The following is a 17,513-nucleotide window of genomic DNA, read 5'->3' as shown; positions in this document are numbered from 1 at the left end:
TCTTATTGCGTCGGTTCGTACCAGATCGGCGAGGTATAGGCGCGCTCCTGCGCCGTTGCTTCGGCCTCTTCGGGCAACTCCAGACCATAGCGGAAGGCGTCATAGACGACCCAGCGGGGCGTCGGAATTTCCAGTACCCGGGCGTAGTAAAAGGCCCTTTGTGCAGGATCGAATTCGGGGTCTGTCCACACCGTGCCCAGTTCCGCCGCACCAATGGTGTTGGTCCAGTTGGCCGATGCAATATCCACCGTGTTTCCAACGGCCGGAAGCTTGCCATCATCGCCAATGGTGCGGTCGTCCGACCAGGCAACGTCATAGACTTTCTCGTCCAGGCTGCCATCGGCGTTGATCCAGCCTTTGACGATCTGGATACGGTCAAGGTTGGCCCCGATCGGATCGCGCAGCGCATAGACCATGAAGCTGGGCGCATCGCCGGATTTTGCGCGCAAATCACCGCCCATGGGCACTCCCTTTTCATACCCGCGGAAAGCGGGTTGGCGGCTGTTGAGATCAGCATCTTCAAACTCCCAACCGCCAAAAAAGCGGACGGTCATCCGCGGCCCGGTGGTGGCATAGGTTTCCTTGCGTGCCATGGCGTCCCAAATCGACGCGCGGGTGTTTTCCATCGCCCAGACGCCGGTATAGCCGGACGCGACAAGCTCCCACCCTTCGTAGACACCATTCTCTGTTTCGGTAAACGGGTGGTCCCAACGACCGGGGCGCGGTTCCACGATTGTTGATTTGCCGAAATAGTTGTCTTCCTCGACGGCGGAAAGCGACGTGTGCGCATCGGTCGATCCGACCGCCCCGAACTTGTAGGGGTTGGTGCCGAACGTCTCTTCCAGCGCCAGACCGATTTTCAGGGCAGATCGGGCATATTCCCGCTCGAGCATGTCATTGGTTTTGGCCTCGCTCAGATCAAGGTTGCCTGCATCCCACGTTTCGTAGTCGGCAAACTCATCATCAGGCGACAGGAAAGGGTGCGACTCACCATCTCCCTTGATCTGGGTGTACTCGTAAAGCGGCTCCCACCGGGCGCGGCGCTGAACGTATGTCTCGTCAACAGATGACCCATCGAAGCGGATGTCGGTTGGGAACATGCGCCCGTTTGATATGTTGCCATTATGAGCCAGCGCGAAGGCTCTGCCGCCGGTCTTGGCCTCGTATGCATCGAGCCAATCATAGAGTTCCAGCACATCTGGGCTGCCGAAGGGCGGGATGGTCACCATCGGCTCTACCATTTTCGCCATGTTGCCGCCATCGCGCAAAACGACGTTGCGGTGCATGTTGTTGCCCAGCGGCACACTCGTCCATTCATAGCCGATAAAGGCGGTAAAGCGTCCCGGTTCGTTGTAGCGTTCGGCAGCATCGACTATCGAATGCCAGACCGAGGCATATCCGGCCGATCCGGGCATGTAGTTCTCGATCAATGCCTGCTCCAACGTGCCTTGCGAGAAGTTGGCAATCAGATCCAGAGCTGCGGCTGCGGCTTCTTCGCCGCCGACGCTCAGCGCGCGGTTCCACCGCGCGCCCTGCTCTGTTGCCATGACGGCGGGAACACCGGCGAAGATGTCCGAGATAAGCCCCATCGCATCGGAATGGTCGGTCAGAACCAGCCAGTCGAGCGGTCTGGCAAGGCGCGCGGGCTGCCCTGACGAGGCCATGACCTGATCGCCGCGCGCGAATTGATACGCTTCGTCCAGTCCTGTTGTGTTGCCAAACAGTCCAGCGTCAGGCGACAGCCCGGTGTGCAGGTGCGTGTCGCCCCAGTACACATTTGAGGGAAATCCGCGGTTGGCGTATGGAGAATATGCCTTGCCGGGATAAAGGTCGACAAGCGCTTCTTCTGGCGGCACGAACTGGGCCATCGCTGGAACTGCGCATACAACTAGGCCACAAACTAGCAAACTCATTCCACCAAACAGGCTCATCCCGCGCCCAAATGCAAATCTCGACATTTTCGTTTCCCCCTTCAAATTTTCCTTTACATACTGGCATCATTTCTGAGCGGTGCAATTACCATCTTGCGCCATATTTCTGAGCGGTGCAATTACCATCTTGCGCCATGCATCAATTTATTAGTGAATCAGTTTATAAGGAGCAAATTAGTCCTGTAAGATTCCGGCGTCTGTCCGGCCCAGCGTTTGAAGGCACGGGTGAAATGTATAGCGATTGAACAATATCCAATGTTGCCTCTGTGAATTTTGATCCGTGTCATGCGGCGTGAAGGCTAGTTCGCAAAAAGGTTAGCAAATAAATCCCTCTCTCATCTGTAGTTATTAATGTTTGACATGTAATTGATTTAAAAAAAATTCACGGTTCGCTGTCCCGCAATAAAATATTTGGCCGGGACAACCTGTCCATCGATGGAAACTCTGGCGGCAAGTTTGCCTCAGCAGTATTTCCAAACTCCGCTTAAAATTCTAGAAAAATCCCGCTACGCGATCGACAAGCCAGTATGCGGAAACTCCGCCTATTGCATAGGCTACCACGGCTGAAGCTGGCGTTTGCGGTGTTGTAATAGCGTGCAGCGGGTAGCCTGAAACGCGCTTTGCAGCCCAGCCTACGGCAAACACAAGGGCGACAAATCCGAGCTGTCCGATTTCGACCCCCAGGTTGAAGGAAAGGAGCGCCAGCGGAATGTCCCACTGCGGCAGGCCGATCTCGCTCAGGGCTCCTGCGAAACCAAAGCCATGCAGAAGGCCGAACGAAAAGGATATCGCCCAGGGATAGAGTTCCGAAAGGCGCGGCGCGCCCTTCCCACGCAGCAATAGCTCCGACGCCAGAAACACTATCGAAAGCGCAATCACCGCCTCAACCGGTGCCGGCGGCAACGTGACCAGACCAAGTGTTGCCGCGGCCAGAGTCAGACTATGAGCCACGGTGAATGCCGTGATGGCACCAACCAGCCGCCAGCCGTCTGAGATGAGCAGCAGAAGGGCGAAAACAAAAAGCAGATGGTCGACCCCGCTCAGAATATGTTCGAAGCCCAGCGGTACATAGGCCACCAGAACACTTTTCCAGCCGGTCTCGCCTTCGATGATGAATCCTGTCTGATCAGGGGTCAGTCTGCTCGTGCGCATTTCCCCCGGAAAGATTTCGTAGCGCACCAGCACATCGGTACGCGTCTGTTCCAGCTTTTCGATTGTAAGTGGCCCACTGGTCATGCCGCTGGTGCAAACTGCGATCCAACCACTGGTCCACGCGGCGTTGCTGAAGGTCGGTGCGGGGCCTGAGCGGGGCGCGCAATCTGCCGGCAGGACAGCTTGGATGTCCATGGCGCGCCCGTCTACGTCCGGCCTACTCCAGAATACGCGCCACGTTGTGTCAGACAGCGCGGATATCTCCAGATATCCTGGTTCCAATGCGTGCGCCCGTGATTGCGTGACGCTCCCACATAGAAACGCAAGCGCAGCAATAAGCAGACAAAACCGCGTCATTCCAGCACCGCCCGTATCTGTTCGAGAGCCGGTCTGCGGACTGAGTAGCGCGTGCGTATCGTCTCAATCTGTTTTGCGATCAGAGACTGTTCAACGTCTGCCCGCCAGTCAATCTCAACGCGGTCGCGCACGTCTTCGAACTGCGGCACCTCGCCCGGCGAGATGCTGATGACGCGCATGACATGATACCCGTAACCCGTCTGTATCGGGCCATCCCAATGCCCGGTTCCCAGCCCACTCAGGGCTGTGTAAACTCCGGGTCCGAGGGTTCCGTCTGTATTCTGTTGACCCATGTTGGAAAATATTTGCGGCATCAGGCTGGCCTGTCCTAGAGTCGCCGGATCCGCGCCCGCAGCGAGGTCGGCGATCACCTGTTGGGTGGCTTCCCTATCCGGCGTCCGACCAAGGAAAATCTGTTCAAAACTGATTGAGCTAGTGGAGGCGTAGCTAATTTTGTTCTGCTCAAAGAATGCCCTGAGGTCCTCGTCGTTTGGCTGAATTGCCGCCGCTGCGGATTTGGCGATGAACTGCATCTTCTGCTGAAGCCGCTGTCGTATCACTGTGTCGCCTTGATCTAGTGAAAATGCTCTTGCTTCGCGGACCATGATTTCTTCGTCCACCCAAACGTCGATCAACCCTGCCACTTCCTCGGGCGTAGGGGCTCTGCGCCAGGAGGCGTGAAACTGTGCCATCAGACGTTCCGTTACCTGCTCGGAAACGACGATCTCTAAAGGGCTCCGGTCAGGCGGGCTGTCGTCGATCGCATAGAACAGTCCGAAAAGGGCAACCCCGATCGCCAGAAAGTGCAGAATTGGTTCTTTAAGGACGCGCTGCATCATAGTGCTCACTTTTTAGGGAATTACGGGATTCCTGAGGAATGTACGGTCAGCAATCTATTGCGATCAGGATTGAAAGGTCAAGCCGATGACAAGACCGATTTATGACAGACACTACGGGGCCAATTTCAAGCTCAACCGGACCGCCGCTCTCACCGAGTGGCGCCAACTTTGTTCGGCATAGGTGAACGCGATTTTCGAGAAACTGCGACCGCTACAAATTGCTCTGACACCACCAATCAATCAAAATCTGTCCGTCAGTATAGGATATCGTCACTTGAGAGCGAACGAATTGCCGCCGGTCGCGATCTGACGCTGCGATTCAGCGGTCCGATCAAAGGTGCAACCGCGCGTTGGTAACGGGTTCGACGGGATGAAGTTGTGGTGAGTAATGCTCGGGTACAGCGCGAGCTGGGTAAACAATGTTCCAAAGGTGCTGAAATTGGCTTACCCGAACTTAACCTCCTGTGTTAACAACAGAACTGAGACTATCGCTGAAACGTTAGTTCAAAGGATAGACAAAAGAATGGATTTCCCCAAAAATAATTCACACCGCGCCGACCCGACACGGAAAGGTTGGATTCGACAAGGATCATTTCGCAATGTGATCGGTGGGGCTATCGTAACCGCTATGACCACGACCTCTGTTCTTGCCGTGCCAGCGATTACGTCGGCCAATGTGAATTTCCGCGAGGGACCGGGAACTTCATACCCAAGAATTGGAACGCTTGACGAAGGTTCCTCGATCGAAGTTCTGCAATGCACGGATTCCGGAAGCTGGTGTGCGATAGAAGCGGATGGTCAGAACGGGTTCGTCAGTGGCCGATATATTCAGGAAGTTCCATCCGAGGATAAACTGGGGTGGCCCAGGGCATATGATGTTGGCGCGGATGGCAACTTTATCGTTCTTCACGAACCTCAGTTCAGCGAGTGGACAGATTTTCGCACGCTCGACGCTGTGATTGCCGCAGAATTTCACGCGAATGAAGAGGCAAGCCCGATATTCGGCGTCATCGGACTAAGGGCGGACACAGTCCGCGACAGTACGCGAAACTCGATTATCCTGTCCAACATCTCGTTAACTCAGGTCGACTTTGCCTCACTCGAACGTGACCAGATTTCTAAATTGTCGCTGGGCCTGGGCGGCCTGTTGCCCACTGCCCCGATCGAAGTTCGTCAAGAGCGCATTGTGGCCGGCCTGGCGAATTACAATCAGGTTTCGGATGTCGAAGGCGTAAGAGCCGATCCTCCAGTTATCTATTACTCGATCACGCCAGCTAAGCTGGTTCAGACCGACGGGCCGGCAATTTTCGCTCCGGTGCGCGGAGTGGTTGGGCTGGAGTTCGCTTTGAATACGAACTGGGATTTGTTCAGGGCAAATGACATCCTATGGCTGCGAGACGAAAAGACGTGGCTGAGCGCGCTGGATATTGATGGCGAATGGCGCGAAGTCACCGAATTGCCCGAGGCGCTTTCATCGCTTCCCGACGACGGCAATTGGGTGGATGCGCGCGCCTCTGTTCCGCCCACCGCCTATGACGCAGGCGCGCCGACAATATTTGTCAGTGACATGCTGGCCGAACTGATTTTGTTTGATGGCTCCCCGGTATACGAGGATGTCCCCGGCGGAGACTTGGAATGGGCATCGAACACCGAATCCGACCTGTTTCGCCTGAAATCCACCGGGGTGTGGTATTACCTCGTTTCCGGTCGGTGGTTCAGCACGTCATATCCGGACGGCCCTTGGGATTTTGCGACGCCCGACTTGCCGGTCGATTTTCAGTTTATCCCGGCCGACAAGCCTTACTATACCGTCCGCGCATCTGTGCCCGGAACGTCCGAGGCGAACGAAGCCAGACTGCGTGCCTCGATTCCCGAAGTTGCCCGCATCAATATCAACGAGATTGATGCGCCGGTCATAGAATACGGCGGAGAACCTGCATTCGAGCCCATCGAGGGAACTGACCTGAACTATTCGGTCAACACTGGCGACCCGGTGATCGATGTGAATGGCCGATATTTCGTGGTGATCGATGGTGTCTGGTTTGAATCCGACGGCCCCCAGGGTCCGTGGAGTGTGGCTACGAACGTCCCTGAGGCGATCTATGAAATTCCGCCGTCGTCACCGGTCCACAATGTGACGTATGTGCATGTCTACGACAGCGACGATGACGGAAATGTAAGCGTTGGCTACACTGCGGGTTATCTGTTTGGGTTCATGGCCTGGGGCGTGTTCGTGCATGGCAGCGGCTGGTATTATCCGCCGTATTGGCACCACCATCCGCACCGTCCGATTTACTATCCACGTCCGGTCAGCTTTGGGAGCGCGGCCTATTACAATCCCGCGATTGGCACTTTTGGCCGATATGGCTATGCCTATGGCCCCTATCGTGGAATTCAGGCGCGAACCTTGTGGAACCCATCAACCGGGCGTTATGTACGCGCCGCACGTTACGAAGGACCAGTCAAGTCCGGTGGCTACGTCAGCGCCGTGAACCCGAGAACCGGAACCCGGGCTATCGCGCGCGGCGGTTCCGATGTCTATGGTCGCTGGGGCCAGGCAACAGTGCGCCGTGGCGCGGATTATCTGAACGTTAATGCGCGTCAGGGGAACTTGAGAACCGGTGCTCGGTGGGAAAGCTCTCGCGGGCAGGGTGCGGTTGCATATGGACGGCGCGGCAACGTCTATGCGGGACGCGACGGAAATGTTTACCGCCGGTCCAACGGGGAATGGCAACGCTGGAACGACAGCGGCTGGGGAAATGTGCAACGGCCTGAACGCGGCGTGATTGCTCCGACGCGCCCGCGCTTGAGCGAACGTACTCCCGGAACAATCCGGAACAATCCGACCCAAAGGGTGAATCCGACGAACCGCGTTCAGCGACCGACGACCCCGCGTGTGCACACGCCTGTTCCAAGGCATGTCAATCGCGATTATCGAAATCGAGGAGTCGCCAATGAGCGATCGATTTCCCAGAACGTCAACAGATCAAACGTAGGGCGGGTTTATCGCCCTGCTGGTGGTGCCCGACCAAGGCGTCGTTAGATCACGATCTGTGAAGTGGAAACCGATCCTCGGGTCAAATAGCGTGACAAAGTAAGCTGAACCCGTACCGTTCCCAAAGGCCTCACGCTTCAGGCTGGTGACTTCGCTGGACGTCGCCTGACGGGCTGTATCACCGGCCAGCCGTTTCTTACCGGCTTCAATGAAGTCGTTCGACCAATTGTAGGCATTGACACATTAACTCGACGATCAGCCTTGCGACGGCATTGACACGTTAAATCGACGATCTTGCGCGAACAGGCTATTGCGGGTGAATGAGCAAGATTTCCTATTCCCGCCACCGATTTCCATCTGCAGTCATCCATCGTTCGGTTTGGCTCTATTTCCGCTTTCCGCTGAGCTTTCGGGATGTGGAAGAAATGCTGGCGGAACGTGGCATCGAGGTCAGCTATGAAACGATCCGCCGATGGATTTTGAAATTCGGCCCGGCGATTGCTGCCAACATCAGATCCCGCAGGGCTCGACCTTCGGGAACCTGGCATCTTGATGAAGTGTTCGTTCGCATTGCTGGCAAGCGGACATATCTCTGGCGAGCCGTTGACGACGAAGGTGAGGTTCTTGAAGTCCTCGCTCAATCTCGCCGAAACAAACGCGCGGCCCTTAAACTTATGCGGAAACTACTGAAAAAGCAGGGATACATTCCGGATGAGATTGTCACCGACAAGCTGGGTTCATATTCTGCGGCACTTCGGGAACTTGGCCTGGAGCATCTTCATGTCACGGGTGGCCGATTGAAAAATCGGGCAGAGGTTTCACATCAACCGGCGCGCCGACGAGAACGCCGAATGGGCCGGTTCAAATCGCCCGGCTCGATGCAATGTTTTCTGTCTGTCCACGATGCCATCTACAACCATTTCAATTTACAACGTCACCTGATTTCTCGCCCAAATCTCCGCCAAATACGCTCAAAGTCATTTGCCGAATGGCATCAAATTGTTTCAGCTTGAATTCCGATCGATTCGATTTAACAGGCCTGTCCGAGTTAACGTGACAAAGCCGTTTGCGCCCTGATCACAGTTCCCATAGGACCGGATTCATCCATGGCTCAGGCAGCGCCAGTCGCCCTGGAGCGAGCGGAGCCTGTGCCGCCAGCTGTATAGATTGCCAGTCATCCGCCCATTCTTCGGGAATAGCATAAGGGGTCAACACTTGCCGTTCAGGCGAAAAGCCAAGACGCTGGTAATAAGCCGGATCGCCGAGAACGAAGACCTGCTTGATCCCCCTCTTCTCCAACCGTTCCAGCCCGGCGCGGACAAGTGAACTGCCCAAACGCCGCCGCTGAAGCAATGGTATCACGCCGAGAGGCGCGAGAAGCGAACCGGTTCGATCCAACTCTTCAGTCTCACAAATGGTGAAGAGGACATGCGCAACCAATGCATCCCCGTCAAAACCTGCCAGCGAAAGGACATCCGACCCGTCTTTTAGAAGTGCCAAAACGACTGGTCTTAGCTCCTCCTCTGGGAAGGCCAGCGGATAGAGAGATAGAACCTGCGCAATATCTCCCGATGTGGTTTCGCGGATCATCCATTTTTTCGTCACGTTCGGCCTCCGGTCAGTTGCAGCCAAAAGCCAGATTGAAAATTATCTAGTACGACATTGCAAGATGAGTCCGCTCTGGACTCCAAGCTGCCGTTCGCTGCCGTCTGCACCAATGTCTCCTGTGCGGGACAAAGTGACCTTTCGCTGCGCGTTCTCGAATGACCGCATTCAGTGTTGCACGTCTGGCTGCGGCTTCCCGCCCATGACGACCCGCACAGAGGCGGGTCCATTTGATATCCACATTTATGCGCCGATCGCAGGAAATACCGTTGGCAGGGCAATCATCAGAACGACCAGAGAGATAATTACCGCAACTGTGGTGCTATAGCGAGGTGAGCGGCGAATTTCACGTGGTTCGCGGGCATTTCTGACGGAACGCTCCAGATCAGCGTGGTGAAATTTCAAGGCGGTTGGGTTTACGTCGAACATTGGTGCCTCCTGGCGGTTTGTGTTTTGATGCTTTGACGCTACTGTGCGGCTGTGAGCCGTGCATTCCTGCGGCCGTTATCAAAACGTAATTTGCGGAATCACACTTGAACAAAATGTCTGACCAAAAAATCATGGTTCGATTGTTTGGCCCGATCCGGGTCGTATCTGCTGGCAAAGAGGTTTTGCTGAACAGAAAGAAGGCGCGGGCATTGTTGCTGTACTTGTGTCGACGCGCAGGAACAGATGTGCCGCGTGAAACAATTTGTGGGCTGCTGTGGCCGGATAGTGGTGAGGAGCAGGCACGTGCCAGCTTGCGGCAGACGTTAAGCCAACTGCGGAAGTCACTGAGATCAGAGGGGGCGAACTTCATTAACTCGAGCCCATCGGCAATATCGGTTCGCGGATCGTCAGATTTCATTGATGTAGATAGTTTTGAAGCTGACGGCAAAATCCCCGTCGATGAAAAAATTGACCTCTATACCGGTGATCTGGCCGAGGGCCTGTCAGATGTGTCGCCGGAATTTGACCGCTGGCTAGAAACCGAGCGTCGGGTGATGCGGACCAAATTGCTGGATTATCTGCGTCAGGAGTTGGACGCACGTACTGCAGTGGGTGAGCATGGCGACGCGCTGGCAATCGCCACGCGGATGATCGAGATTGATCCATTGCAAGAACATATTCATCGCGCCGTGATGACGATCTTGGCCGCTCAGGGGCGGTTTGACGCCGCGCTAAAGCAGTATGAAAAGCTGGGCGCGCTGTTGCAATTGGAACTGGGAGTACAGCCAGACACGCCGACACGCGAATTGGCAAGCGACATACGCAAGCGGCGGCGCAGCGGTGATGTTCCAAGCGCCGAAATCTCGGTGGCGACTGATGCCAAAAGCACACCTATTGCGCCGGGCAAAGTGTCGCTGGCAGTGTTGCCTTTCCGTGTCTTAAGTGCTGCGGAAGATGCGGCCTTTTTCGGTGAAGGCATTGCCGAGGACCTGATCATTGAACTGTCGCGCGAGGCCGATCTGTTCGTTGTGGCCCGCCAGTCTTCGTTTCAGTTTCGCGATGATATTACTAATGTTACCGAAACCGGTGCCAAGTTGGGTGTGCAGTTTTTACTGGGCGGCTCAATTCGACTGGCGGCGGACAATGTCAGAGTCACAACCCATCTGCTGCGCTGCGTGGATGGACAGGAAATCTGGGCGGAACGGTTTGATCGAAAGCTTGACGATATTTTCGATATTCAGACGCAAATCGCCCGAACCGTATCCAGCACGGTAATCGGGCGGATCACATCGGTTGGTGGCCACAGCCCACCCAATCGCAGACCCGAAGACCTGAAGGCATACGAACTGGTCATGCGCGGGACCCAGCAGATGAACCGCAATGATGAAGACGGGGTGAATGCGGCTATCGCCAGTTTTCAGAGCGCCATTGATCTGGACCCCAATTATGGGCGGGCCTACGGGTTGGGTGCTTTGGCAAGTGCCTATCGCAGTTGGAATTATCGTGTGAATAATGACGTGACCGAGGCGATGGACTGGGCCCAAAAAGCCGCCCGACTAGACCCCCTTGATTCCAAAGCGCAATGTGCTTTGGGCTTTTGTTATATGGTTAGGAGGGAGTATGACCGGGCCCAGTTTCATTTTGAATCTGGGTTACAGATGAACCCTAACGACGATCTGCTGTTGATCGAGTATGCCCGATTCCTGTTCTACATCGACCGAACCGAAGACAGTTTGCGGCGAATTCGCGAAGCGATGAGGCTGAACCCGTATCACCCAAACTGGTATTGGAATATTCAGGGGCGGTGCCTGCACACGTTGGGGCGCTACGCAGAAGCATTGGCGGCATTTGAGGCCATTTCTAATCCCCCGTTTTACGTAAACCTCTATATGGCGGCGTGTTACAGAAAGCTGGAAATGAAGGACCGCTTTCTGGCAGCACGGGACAAAATTTTTGAATTGCGCCCTGATTTCAACATGCATCAGTTTTCTACGATATTTCCATACAAGTCCGAGGAAGTGGCAAACAAATTCTGGGAATCGCTGGAGGCGGCGTTAAAGGATTGACGAGCTGCGTCGCGGCATCACAGGCCATTGATCATAATCAAAAAGTGGGCCGGATATTCACACAGCAACGTCTGCTTCCTGAGCATCTCAGCCGTTTATGTGGGTCGCAGCATGCGGTACTATGGGCTCAAAGCAGCCGTCCGCTGCGCTCAACACGAATGTCCGCTCTGGGCAATAAAGCAGCAATGGGAGTTGGGTTAGCAGCTCAGCCACGAGAGGATTTTATTTTCAAAAGCCGATTAATTCACAGGTGCTTATTGACCATGCTGATACAGTGGATTATGCACTGCTGAGCACGAGCGGGCGTTGTGTAGTGGTAAGACCTTAGCCTTCCAAGCTAATGACGCGGGTTCGATTCCCGCCGCCCGCTCCAAAAATTATTTTCCGACATATTACCTACAAAACCACTTTCTTATCTTACACATCTTATTGTAATTAAGGATAAATTAGGGATTTGCGCGCAAGTCTTCCAAGCTAATGACGCGGGTTCGATTCCCGCCGCCCGCTCCAGAAAACTAATCCCCTTGCAGCAGAGTTAAGATCAGTTTCAACTTTTTGATATTAAAGGTGGAATTTTTGCGCTCCGCCAGACTCCCATGTCCTGAAACATGGTTTCGTTTTCAACATCATTCCATTCTCAAGGTGCACTCTAACCATATCGTCTTGTTGATTGGACCCATGGGTTCTAAGACGTTGTTTGAGCAAAGGGAAAATGACCATGGCAGCACCCGAAGTGCACAGCGAAAAAGAGCGTGCAAAATCCAAGAAAATTGGACCGATAGCGGGGCTATTGCCTTTCATCACACCTTACAAAGGCCTTGCGATGCTTGCGGGTTTTGCGCTTGTCTTGACGGCCGGACTTTCTTTGGCAATGCCTTTGGCGGTGCGTCGCGTGATCGACGGTTTTGGCTCAGACGATCTTTCCCTGCTCGACAAATATTTTTTCGCGGCTCTTGCGATTGCCGGGTTGTTGGCGCTGGGTACGGGCCTGCGGTACTACATGGTGACACGGCTTGGTGAACGGGTGGTTGCTGACATTCGAAAGGCTGTCTTTGCGCGCGTCATCGGGCTTAGCCCTGGTTTCTATGAAAATATCATGACCGGCGAAGTTTTGTCCCGGATCACGACAGATACAACATTGATTTTGTCGGTAATCGGCTCTTCCGTTTCTGTGGCCCTCAGGAATGTTCTGATCTTCCTCGGAGGAATGGTTTTGATGCTTTTAACCAGCGCAAAACTAACCGGTCTTGTGTTGTTGATCGTGCCAGCAGTGCTTGTGCCAATCATTGTGCTCGGCCGTAAGCTGCGCGGTCTGAGCAGGGACAATCAGGACTGGATCGCCGCCAGTTCCGGAAATGCATCGGAGGCTCTGCTGTCGGTTCAAACGGTACAGGCGTTCACGCACGAAACTCAGACACGGGAGAGTTTTTCGGAGGTGACAGAGCGTGCGTACCATTCTGCGAAAAGTCGTATAGGTACGCGTGCCCTTATGACTGTAATCGTAATATTTCTGATTTTTTCCGGTGTCGTTGGCGTGCTTTGGATAGGTGCGCGTGATGTACGTGCTGACCAGATGAGCACCGGAGCACTTGTGCAATTCGTAATTTATGCGGTTCTGGTTTCTGGTGCAGTGGCGGCATTGTCTGAAATTTGGGGAGAGTTGTTACGGGCGGCAGGTGCAACAGAACGTCTTGTTGAGCTTCTGAACGCCGAAGATCAGGTGACTGACCCAGCATCGCCCGTTCCTTTGCCTGCGGATGTTAAGGGAGCGATCACATTTGAGGAAGTGACTTTCCACTATCCGGCGCGTCCGGAACAGGCGGCCCTGAACGGCATATCGGTTGAGATTAAGCCAGGAGAGACCGTGGCTTTGGTTGGTCCGTCAGGTGCGGGAAAGTCAACGGTCCTGCAGCTTTTGCTTCGGTTTTATGACCCGGAACAAGGCGCAATCCGGATTGACGGAGTTAAAATAAAGGATATGGCACGCAGCGATTTCCGCCGCGTACTGGCGCTGGTTCCGCAGGACCCGGTGATATTTGCGGATACAGCTCGGGAAAATATTCGCTTCGGGCGCCCCGACGCAACGGACACCGAAGTGGAAAATGCAGCTAAAATGGCCGCAGCACATGATTTTCTTACGGCATTGCCGGATGGGTACGACAGCTATGTTGGTGAGCGTGGCGTGATGCTTTCTGGTGGTCAGAAACAGCGTATCGCAATTGCTCGCGCTGTTTTGCGCGATGCAGCCATCTTGCTATTGGACGAGGCAACTTCGGCGCTTGATTCAGAAAGCGAGCTCGCTGTTCAAAAAGCGGTAGAGGAAATGTCTGCGTCCCGGACAACGTTGATTGTGGCGCACCGACTGGCGACAGTTAAAAAGGCCGATCGCATTCTGGTGTTCGATCAGGGTAAAATTGTTGCGAGCGGCAGCCATGACGATCTTGTTGCAGAAGGGGGGCTTTATGCGCGTCTGGCACGGCTTCAATTCACCGAAGGTCTGGCCGCTGAATAGGAGTCGCGCAGCGTCACTCTTGCACGATGTTAAAAATCCCCGCATCTTCGAGATAAGAATACAGGACCCGGAGAGGAAACGGGACAGGGGAGGAAACAGCCTATGGGCAAATTTGCGACCAAAGCGGATCGTGATGCAATTGAGAATGAATCTGCGTGGGAAGATAGGAACCTTCCTACAACGCTCTATCAGTTTGTAACGAATGCCAGAGACAAATACGGTGCGCGCAATGCCGTGAGTTACCAGATAACATCTGGTCCAAATGATAAAGCTGAAACGCTGACATGGAACCAGTTGCACAGCAAAACGGTTCAGGCTGCAAATCTGTTTCGGAGCTTGGGTATCGGTGAGAACGATGTCGTCGCTTACTTGCTTCCCAATGCGGTTGAAACGGTTCAATCGCTACTTGGTGGCGGAATTGCGGGCATTGTAAATCCAATCAACCCACTACTGGAACCCGAGCAAATTGCTGCAATATTGCGTGAAACCGAGGTGAAGGTTTTGGTCACGCTTAAAGCTTTCCCAAAAACAGACGTGCCACAAAAAGCAGCGGAAGCTTTGGCTATGGCACCAAATGTCGAAACAGTACTTGAGGTAGACCTGCTGAGGTATCTGAGCCCGCCGAAAAGCTGGATCGTACCACTAATTCGCCCCAAGAACCCTGTAAAGCATAAAGCCAGGATTCTTAATTTTAACGCAGAAGTCGAAAAACAAAACACGACCTTGGACTTTGAGGACAAGTCAGAAGATCGTGTCGCGGCTTATTTTCACACTGGCGGGACAACGGGTATGCCGAAGGTTGCGCAGCACAAGTATTCAGGCATGGTTTACAATGGTTGGCTTGGGCATACGCTTCTTTTCTCTGAAACAGACACCATCATTTGCCCGCTTCCATTGTTCCATGTGTTTGCAGTCTATCCAATCCTGATGTCGATGATCGCGTCCGGAGCGCATGTTGTTTTTCCGACACCTGCCGGTTACCGCGGTGACGGTGTCTTTGACAATTTCTGGAAACTCGTTGAGCGTTGGAAAGTGACCTTTATCATCACCGTGCCGACCGCATTGTCAGCCTTGATGCAGCGTCCGGTAGACGCGGATGTTTCATCGCTGCAAACTGCGTTTTCCGGATCGTCGCCTCTGCCGATCGAGCTGTTTAATCGGTTTGAAAAAGCGACCGGCATTGAAATCGTTGAAGGCTATGGATTGACTGAAGCAACCTGTCTAGTGTCATGCAACCCACCGGCAGGATTGAAAAAAGTCGGATCTGTCGGTTTGCCGTTCCCGCATACAGATTTGAAAATAGTGCGGAATTCTGCGAACGGCCCGGTGGAATGCGAGATAGATGAAGTCGGTGAGATCTGCGTAAGTAACCCCGGAGTTTTCGCAGGGTTTACCTATACGGAATCTGAAAAGAACCTCGATTTGTTTCACGATGAAAAATTCTTGCGCACGGGTGATTTAGGGCGGCTGGACGCGGATGGATACCTTTGGATCACCGGACGCGCCAAAGACCTTATTATTCGAGGTGGGCACAATATAGATCCGGCTGAGATTGAAGAGGCGCTGGCCGGGCATCCAGCTGTTGGCTTTGTTGGTGCCATTGGGCAACCAGATGCGCATGCAGGTGAGTTGCCATGCGCTTATGTTGAGCTTGTTGCCGGTGCAAGCGTTACGGTTGAAGAACTGAGGGCCTTCGCAAAAGAAAACATTCACGAACGCGCGGCGCACCCTAAGCATGTGGAGATTTTAACAGAGCTGCCAAAAACAGCTGTTGGAAAAGTCTTTAAACCGGATTTGCGCAAAAGAGCGATCACGCGTGTCTATGATGATGCGTTGGAACAACTTGGTCTGGCCGCAGCTATCGATGAGGTCGTCGAGGATAAAAAGAGAGGTCTTGTTGCGCGTGTGCGTAGGAAGGACCATGTTGATGAAGAGGCTGTTCTGCACTGCCTTGGGAATTTCACAAGGCCATGGGAGTGGGTGGATTAACGCGGGCCTTAAACGAATAAAAAACGGGCGCTCGATTGAGCGCCCGTTTTTTTTACTGGGAAGGGAAAGGATCAGTTTGTACAGGTGATCGGAATTTCCACAACCTCGGCGCCTCTGCGCGTGCGAATGGTGCAAACACGTTCCTGCTCGACTTCAACCCGCTGTTGTTCAACGATGCCGAGCAGCCTGTTCTGATCTACCTCAATTGCTGTCGCCAGTGTGTCATCATTGTTCCCAACTAATGAAAGAGAGAGCCTGCCCGTTGCTTGAGCCTGAGCGAGTGATGCAACCTGTTGCGGCGTGATTTGTACGGTTACGGTCCGTGCAACACGGGCGCTCTCGCGCTCTTCGTTTGCAGATTGGTCAATTGCGATAACGTCAATACCAGAGTCGATAAGTTTTGTGACCTCCTGGTTTTGGCTTTGGCCAGACCAGTAAACGTCAACACGGTGACCGGGGCGCAAGAAGCCCGAAACACCTGTGCTGGCATCCACGTCAATCGTGAAAGCGCGCATTCCAGGCTGAAGACGTGATGTAATGCCAGCAATCTGGCCAGTTTCCGTCAGCTTAGATTGCATGACAGCTTCGTCTTTTTCGATCGTGCGAACGGCAGTCCGATACTTGGCTTCACCTTCGGGGAAGATTTCTTCCATTGTATGAAATGTTCCCTCAGGGATAGCCGTTTCAGGCCACTTAACGGCGCGCAGGTCTTCAACGGTGACGCGCTCTCCGTATTTGATTTCGCGGGTTACAACGTAAACATCCACGGTGGGAACAATCGCAGCCCGCGCAGCCCGCTCACGTGCGAGTTCTGCCTGGTAGGTACCCATATAGCCTTTGGCCATATAGACCGCAAAGCCAGCAAGGCCTATTCCCAAAATCAAGACCAATCCAAAAATTAGCCGCATAGCGAACCCTTTCCACTCTCAATATTAGATCTCAGCTTTTTTAGCTGATTGTTCGATCCTTTGTTGCCCTTATTGTTTCCAACAAATACGGCAAAACGATGGTCAAAGGATGATGTTATGGCGAAGTTTTTAAACAGTTTTTGCAAGAAATCTTGCAATAAAATTTAGGGGTTGATCAGAACCGATTGGTGATGGCCTGAGAACTGATCGTACCGGAAATATCACCTGACATGTCGGTTGTGCCTGCCCCTACGGCAACCATGACGCTAATGCAAAGGCCGACAATTGCGGCAGTTATCACAACCCAATCAACAGTGACTGCGGCGCTCTCTTCCTCTTTGAACTTTGCAATCCGTAATTGCATATTGTTCTCCAGTAACTGGGTTTTCCGCCATTCGGTCACTTAAGTTTCACTCAGCTTACACGCGATATCGCTTTAAAATATGGCGATTTATTGGGTAAAACAGGGTTTCATTAAGCATTTCATCTGCTAAAGGCTCTTAAAAAATATTAAAGGCCGCGCTAGTGAAGCACGGCCTTTCAATGTCTTATGTATCAACTTAGTAAGTTGCGATGCCCTGAGTTGCGAGGCTACCAGAGATTAGGTCACCGAGATCCGCAGTTGCACCACCAACAGTGGTCATGATTGCGATACCGAGGCCAACGATGGCAGCGGTCAGAACAACCCAGTCAACAGTGACTGCGCCGGATTCGTCTTTTGCGAAGTTTT

The 17,513-nt window shown here is 53.6% G+C and carries 13 protein-coding genes and 1 tRNA gene; 6 read left to right on the top strand and 8 right to left on the bottom strand.

Annotated features, from left to right (window positions below; translation table 11 throughout):
- Positions 1 to 2: 2 nt before the first annotated feature.
- From J4E70_RS18020 to J4E70_RS18010, 3 genes are all read right to left on the bottom strand, one after another.
- The gene (locus tag J4E70_RS18020) at positions 3 to 1,958 is read right to left on the bottom strand and encodes a DUF3604 domain-containing protein (protein ID WP_246531850.1); all 1,956 of its coding nucleotides are present in this window, start codon (positions 1,956 to 1,958) and stop codon (positions 3 to 5) included.
- 465 nt (positions 1,959 to 2,423) lie between these two features.
- A complete protein-coding gene (locus J4E70_RS18015) occupies positions 2,424 to 3,440 on the bottom strand; it encodes a HupE/UreJ family protein (RefSeq protein ID WP_213891133.1) in 1,017 nt (338 codons plus the stop codon).
- On the bottom strand, positions 3,437 to 4,279 hold the full coding sequence (locus J4E70_RS18010) for a peptidyl-prolyl cis-trans isomerase (RefSeq protein WP_213891132.1): 843 nt from the start codon (positions 4,277 to 4,279) through the stop codon (positions 3,437 to 3,439). Before J4E70_RS18010 ends, J4E70_RS18015 begins: the two co-directional genes overlap by 4 nt.
- Before the next feature lie 523 nt (positions 4,280 to 4,802).
- On the opposite strand from J4E70_RS18010, the gene J4E70_RS18005 reads away from it, so the two are divergent.
- Entirely contained in the window at positions 4,803 to 7,322 is a 2,520-nt protein-coding gene (locus tag J4E70_RS18005) for an SH3 domain-containing protein (RefSeq protein WP_213891130.1), read from the top strand.
- Between the two features lie 272 nt (positions 7,323 to 7,594).
- Positions 7,595 to 8,287: an IS6 family transposase gene (locus J4E70_RS18000; RefSeq protein ID WP_213891129.1), complete on the top strand. Its 693-nt coding sequence runs from the start codon at positions 7,595 to 7,597 to the stop codon at positions 8,285 to 8,287.
- Between the two features lie 64 nt (positions 8,288 to 8,351).
- Here the strand turns inward: J4E70_RS18000 and J4E70_RS17995 are convergent, their stop codons facing one another.
- Together J4E70_RS17995 and J4E70_RS17990 are read right to left on the bottom strand one after the other, a co-directional pair.
- A complete protein-coding gene (locus tag J4E70_RS17995) occupies positions 8,352 to 8,879 on the bottom strand; it encodes a GNAT family N-acetyltransferase (protein WP_213891127.1) in 528 nt (175 codons plus the stop codon).
- 243 nt (positions 8,880 to 9,122) lie between these two features.
- On the bottom strand, positions 9,123 to 9,308 hold the full coding sequence (locus J4E70_RS17990) for a hypothetical protein (protein ID WP_213891125.1): 186 nt from the start codon (positions 9,306 to 9,308) through the stop codon (positions 9,123 to 9,125).
- 113 nt (positions 9,309 to 9,421) lie between these two features.
- Here J4E70_RS17990 and J4E70_RS17985 point away from each other — a divergent pair, with 113 nt between their 5' ends.
- The 4 genes from J4E70_RS17985 to J4E70_RS17970 all read left to right on the top strand — a co-directional run bounded on the left by J4E70_RS17985 (position 9,422) and on the right by J4E70_RS17970 (position 15,875).
- A complete protein-coding gene (locus J4E70_RS17985) occupies positions 9,422 to 11,374 on the top strand; it encodes a BTAD domain-containing putative transcriptional regulator (protein ID WP_213891124.1) in 1,953 nt (650 codons plus the stop codon).
- A 299-nt stretch (positions 11,375 to 11,673) separates the two neighbouring features.
- Positions 11,674 to 11,747 (top strand) — tRNA-Gly (locus tag J4E70_RS17980).
- A gap of 345 nt (positions 11,748 to 12,092) precedes the next feature.
- A complete protein-coding gene (locus J4E70_RS17975) occupies positions 12,093 to 13,886 on the top strand; it encodes an ABC transporter transmembrane domain-containing protein (protein ID WP_213891122.1) in 1,794 nt (597 codons plus the stop codon).
- 102 nt (positions 13,887 to 13,988) lie between these two features.
- Positions 13,989 to 15,875: an acyl-CoA synthetase gene (locus tag J4E70_RS17970; RefSeq protein WP_213891120.1), complete on the top strand. Its 1,887-nt coding sequence runs from the start codon at positions 13,989 to 13,991 to the stop codon at positions 15,873 to 15,875.
- Positions 15,876 to 15,946: 71 nt separating this feature from the next.
- Here J4E70_RS17970 and cpaB read toward each other — a convergent pair whose 3' ends face one another.
- The 3 genes from cpaB to J4E70_RS19745 all read right to left on the bottom strand — a co-directional run.
- On the bottom strand, positions 15,947 to 16,783 hold the full coding sequence (gene cpaB, locus J4E70_RS17965) for a Flp pilus assembly protein CpaB (RefSeq protein WP_213891119.1): 837 nt from the start codon (positions 16,781 to 16,783) through the stop codon (positions 15,947 to 15,949).
- A 175-nt stretch (positions 16,784 to 16,958) separates the two neighbouring features.
- Positions 16,959 to 17,147: a hypothetical protein gene (locus tag J4E70_RS17960; protein WP_213891117.1), complete on the bottom strand. Its 189-nt coding sequence runs from the start codon at positions 17,145 to 17,147 to the stop codon at positions 16,959 to 16,961.
- Between the two features lie 196 nt (positions 17,148 to 17,343).
- Positions 17,344 to 17,513, bottom strand: a 170-nt coding sequence (locus tag J4E70_RS19745) for a Flp family type IVb pilin (RefSeq protein WP_425516556.1), incomplete at its 5' end; no start/stop codon positions are given.

The organism is Pseudohalocynthiibacter aestuariivivens (genome assembly GCF_018457175.1).
In the GTDB taxonomy this organism is placed as follows: domain Bacteria; phylum Pseudomonadota; class Alphaproteobacteria; order Rhodobacterales; family Rhodobacteraceae; genus Pseudohalocynthiibacter; species Pseudohalocynthiibacter aestuariivivens.
Note: the sequence above shows the minus strand (reverse complement) of the source record. Positions and strands in the feature narration are given on the sequence as shown.

Excerpts from the sequence above, each read along its gene's own strand:
- J4E70_RS18020 (WP_246531850.1), bottom strand. The coding sequence starts at position 1,958 with ATGTCGAGATTTGCATTTGGGCGCGGGATGAGCCTGTTTGGTGGAATG.
- J4E70_RS18015 (WP_213891133.1), bottom strand. The coding sequence starts at position 3,440 with ATGACGCGGTTTTGTCTGCTTATTGCTGCGCTTGCGTTTCTATGTGGG.
- J4E70_RS18010 (WP_213891132.1), bottom strand. The coding sequence starts at position 4,279 with ATGATGCAGCGCGTCCTTAAAGAACCAATTCTGCACTTTCTGGCGATC.
- J4E70_RS18005 (WP_213891130.1), top strand. The coding sequence starts at position 4,803 with ATGGATTTCCCCAAAAATAATTCACACCGCGCCGACCCGACACGGAAA.
- J4E70_RS18000 (WP_213891129.1), top strand. The coding sequence starts at position 7,595 with ATGAGCAAGATTTCCTATTCCCGCCACCGATTTCCATCTGCAGTCATC.
- J4E70_RS17990 (WP_213891125.1), bottom strand. The coding sequence starts at position 9,308 with ATGTTCGACGTAAACCCAACCGCCTTGAAATTTCACCACGCTGATCTG.
- J4E70_RS17985 (WP_213891124.1), top strand. The coding sequence starts at position 9,422 with ATGTCTGACCAAAAAATCATGGTTCGATTGTTTGGCCCGATCCGGGTC.
- J4E70_RS17975 (WP_213891122.1), top strand. The coding sequence starts at position 12,093 with ATGGCAGCACCCGAAGTGCACAGCGAAAAAGAGCGTGCAAAATCCAAG.
- J4E70_RS17970 (WP_213891120.1), top strand. The coding sequence starts at position 13,989 with ATGGGCAAATTTGCGACCAAAGCGGATCGTGATGCAATTGAGAATGAA.
- cpaB (WP_213891119.1), bottom strand. The coding sequence starts at position 16,783 with ATGCGGCTAATTTTTGGATTGGTCTTGATTTTGGGAATAGGCCTTGCT.
- J4E70_RS17960 (WP_213891117.1), bottom strand. The coding sequence starts at position 17,147 with ATGCAATTACGGATTGCAAAGTTCAAAGAGGAAGAGAGCGCCGCAGTC.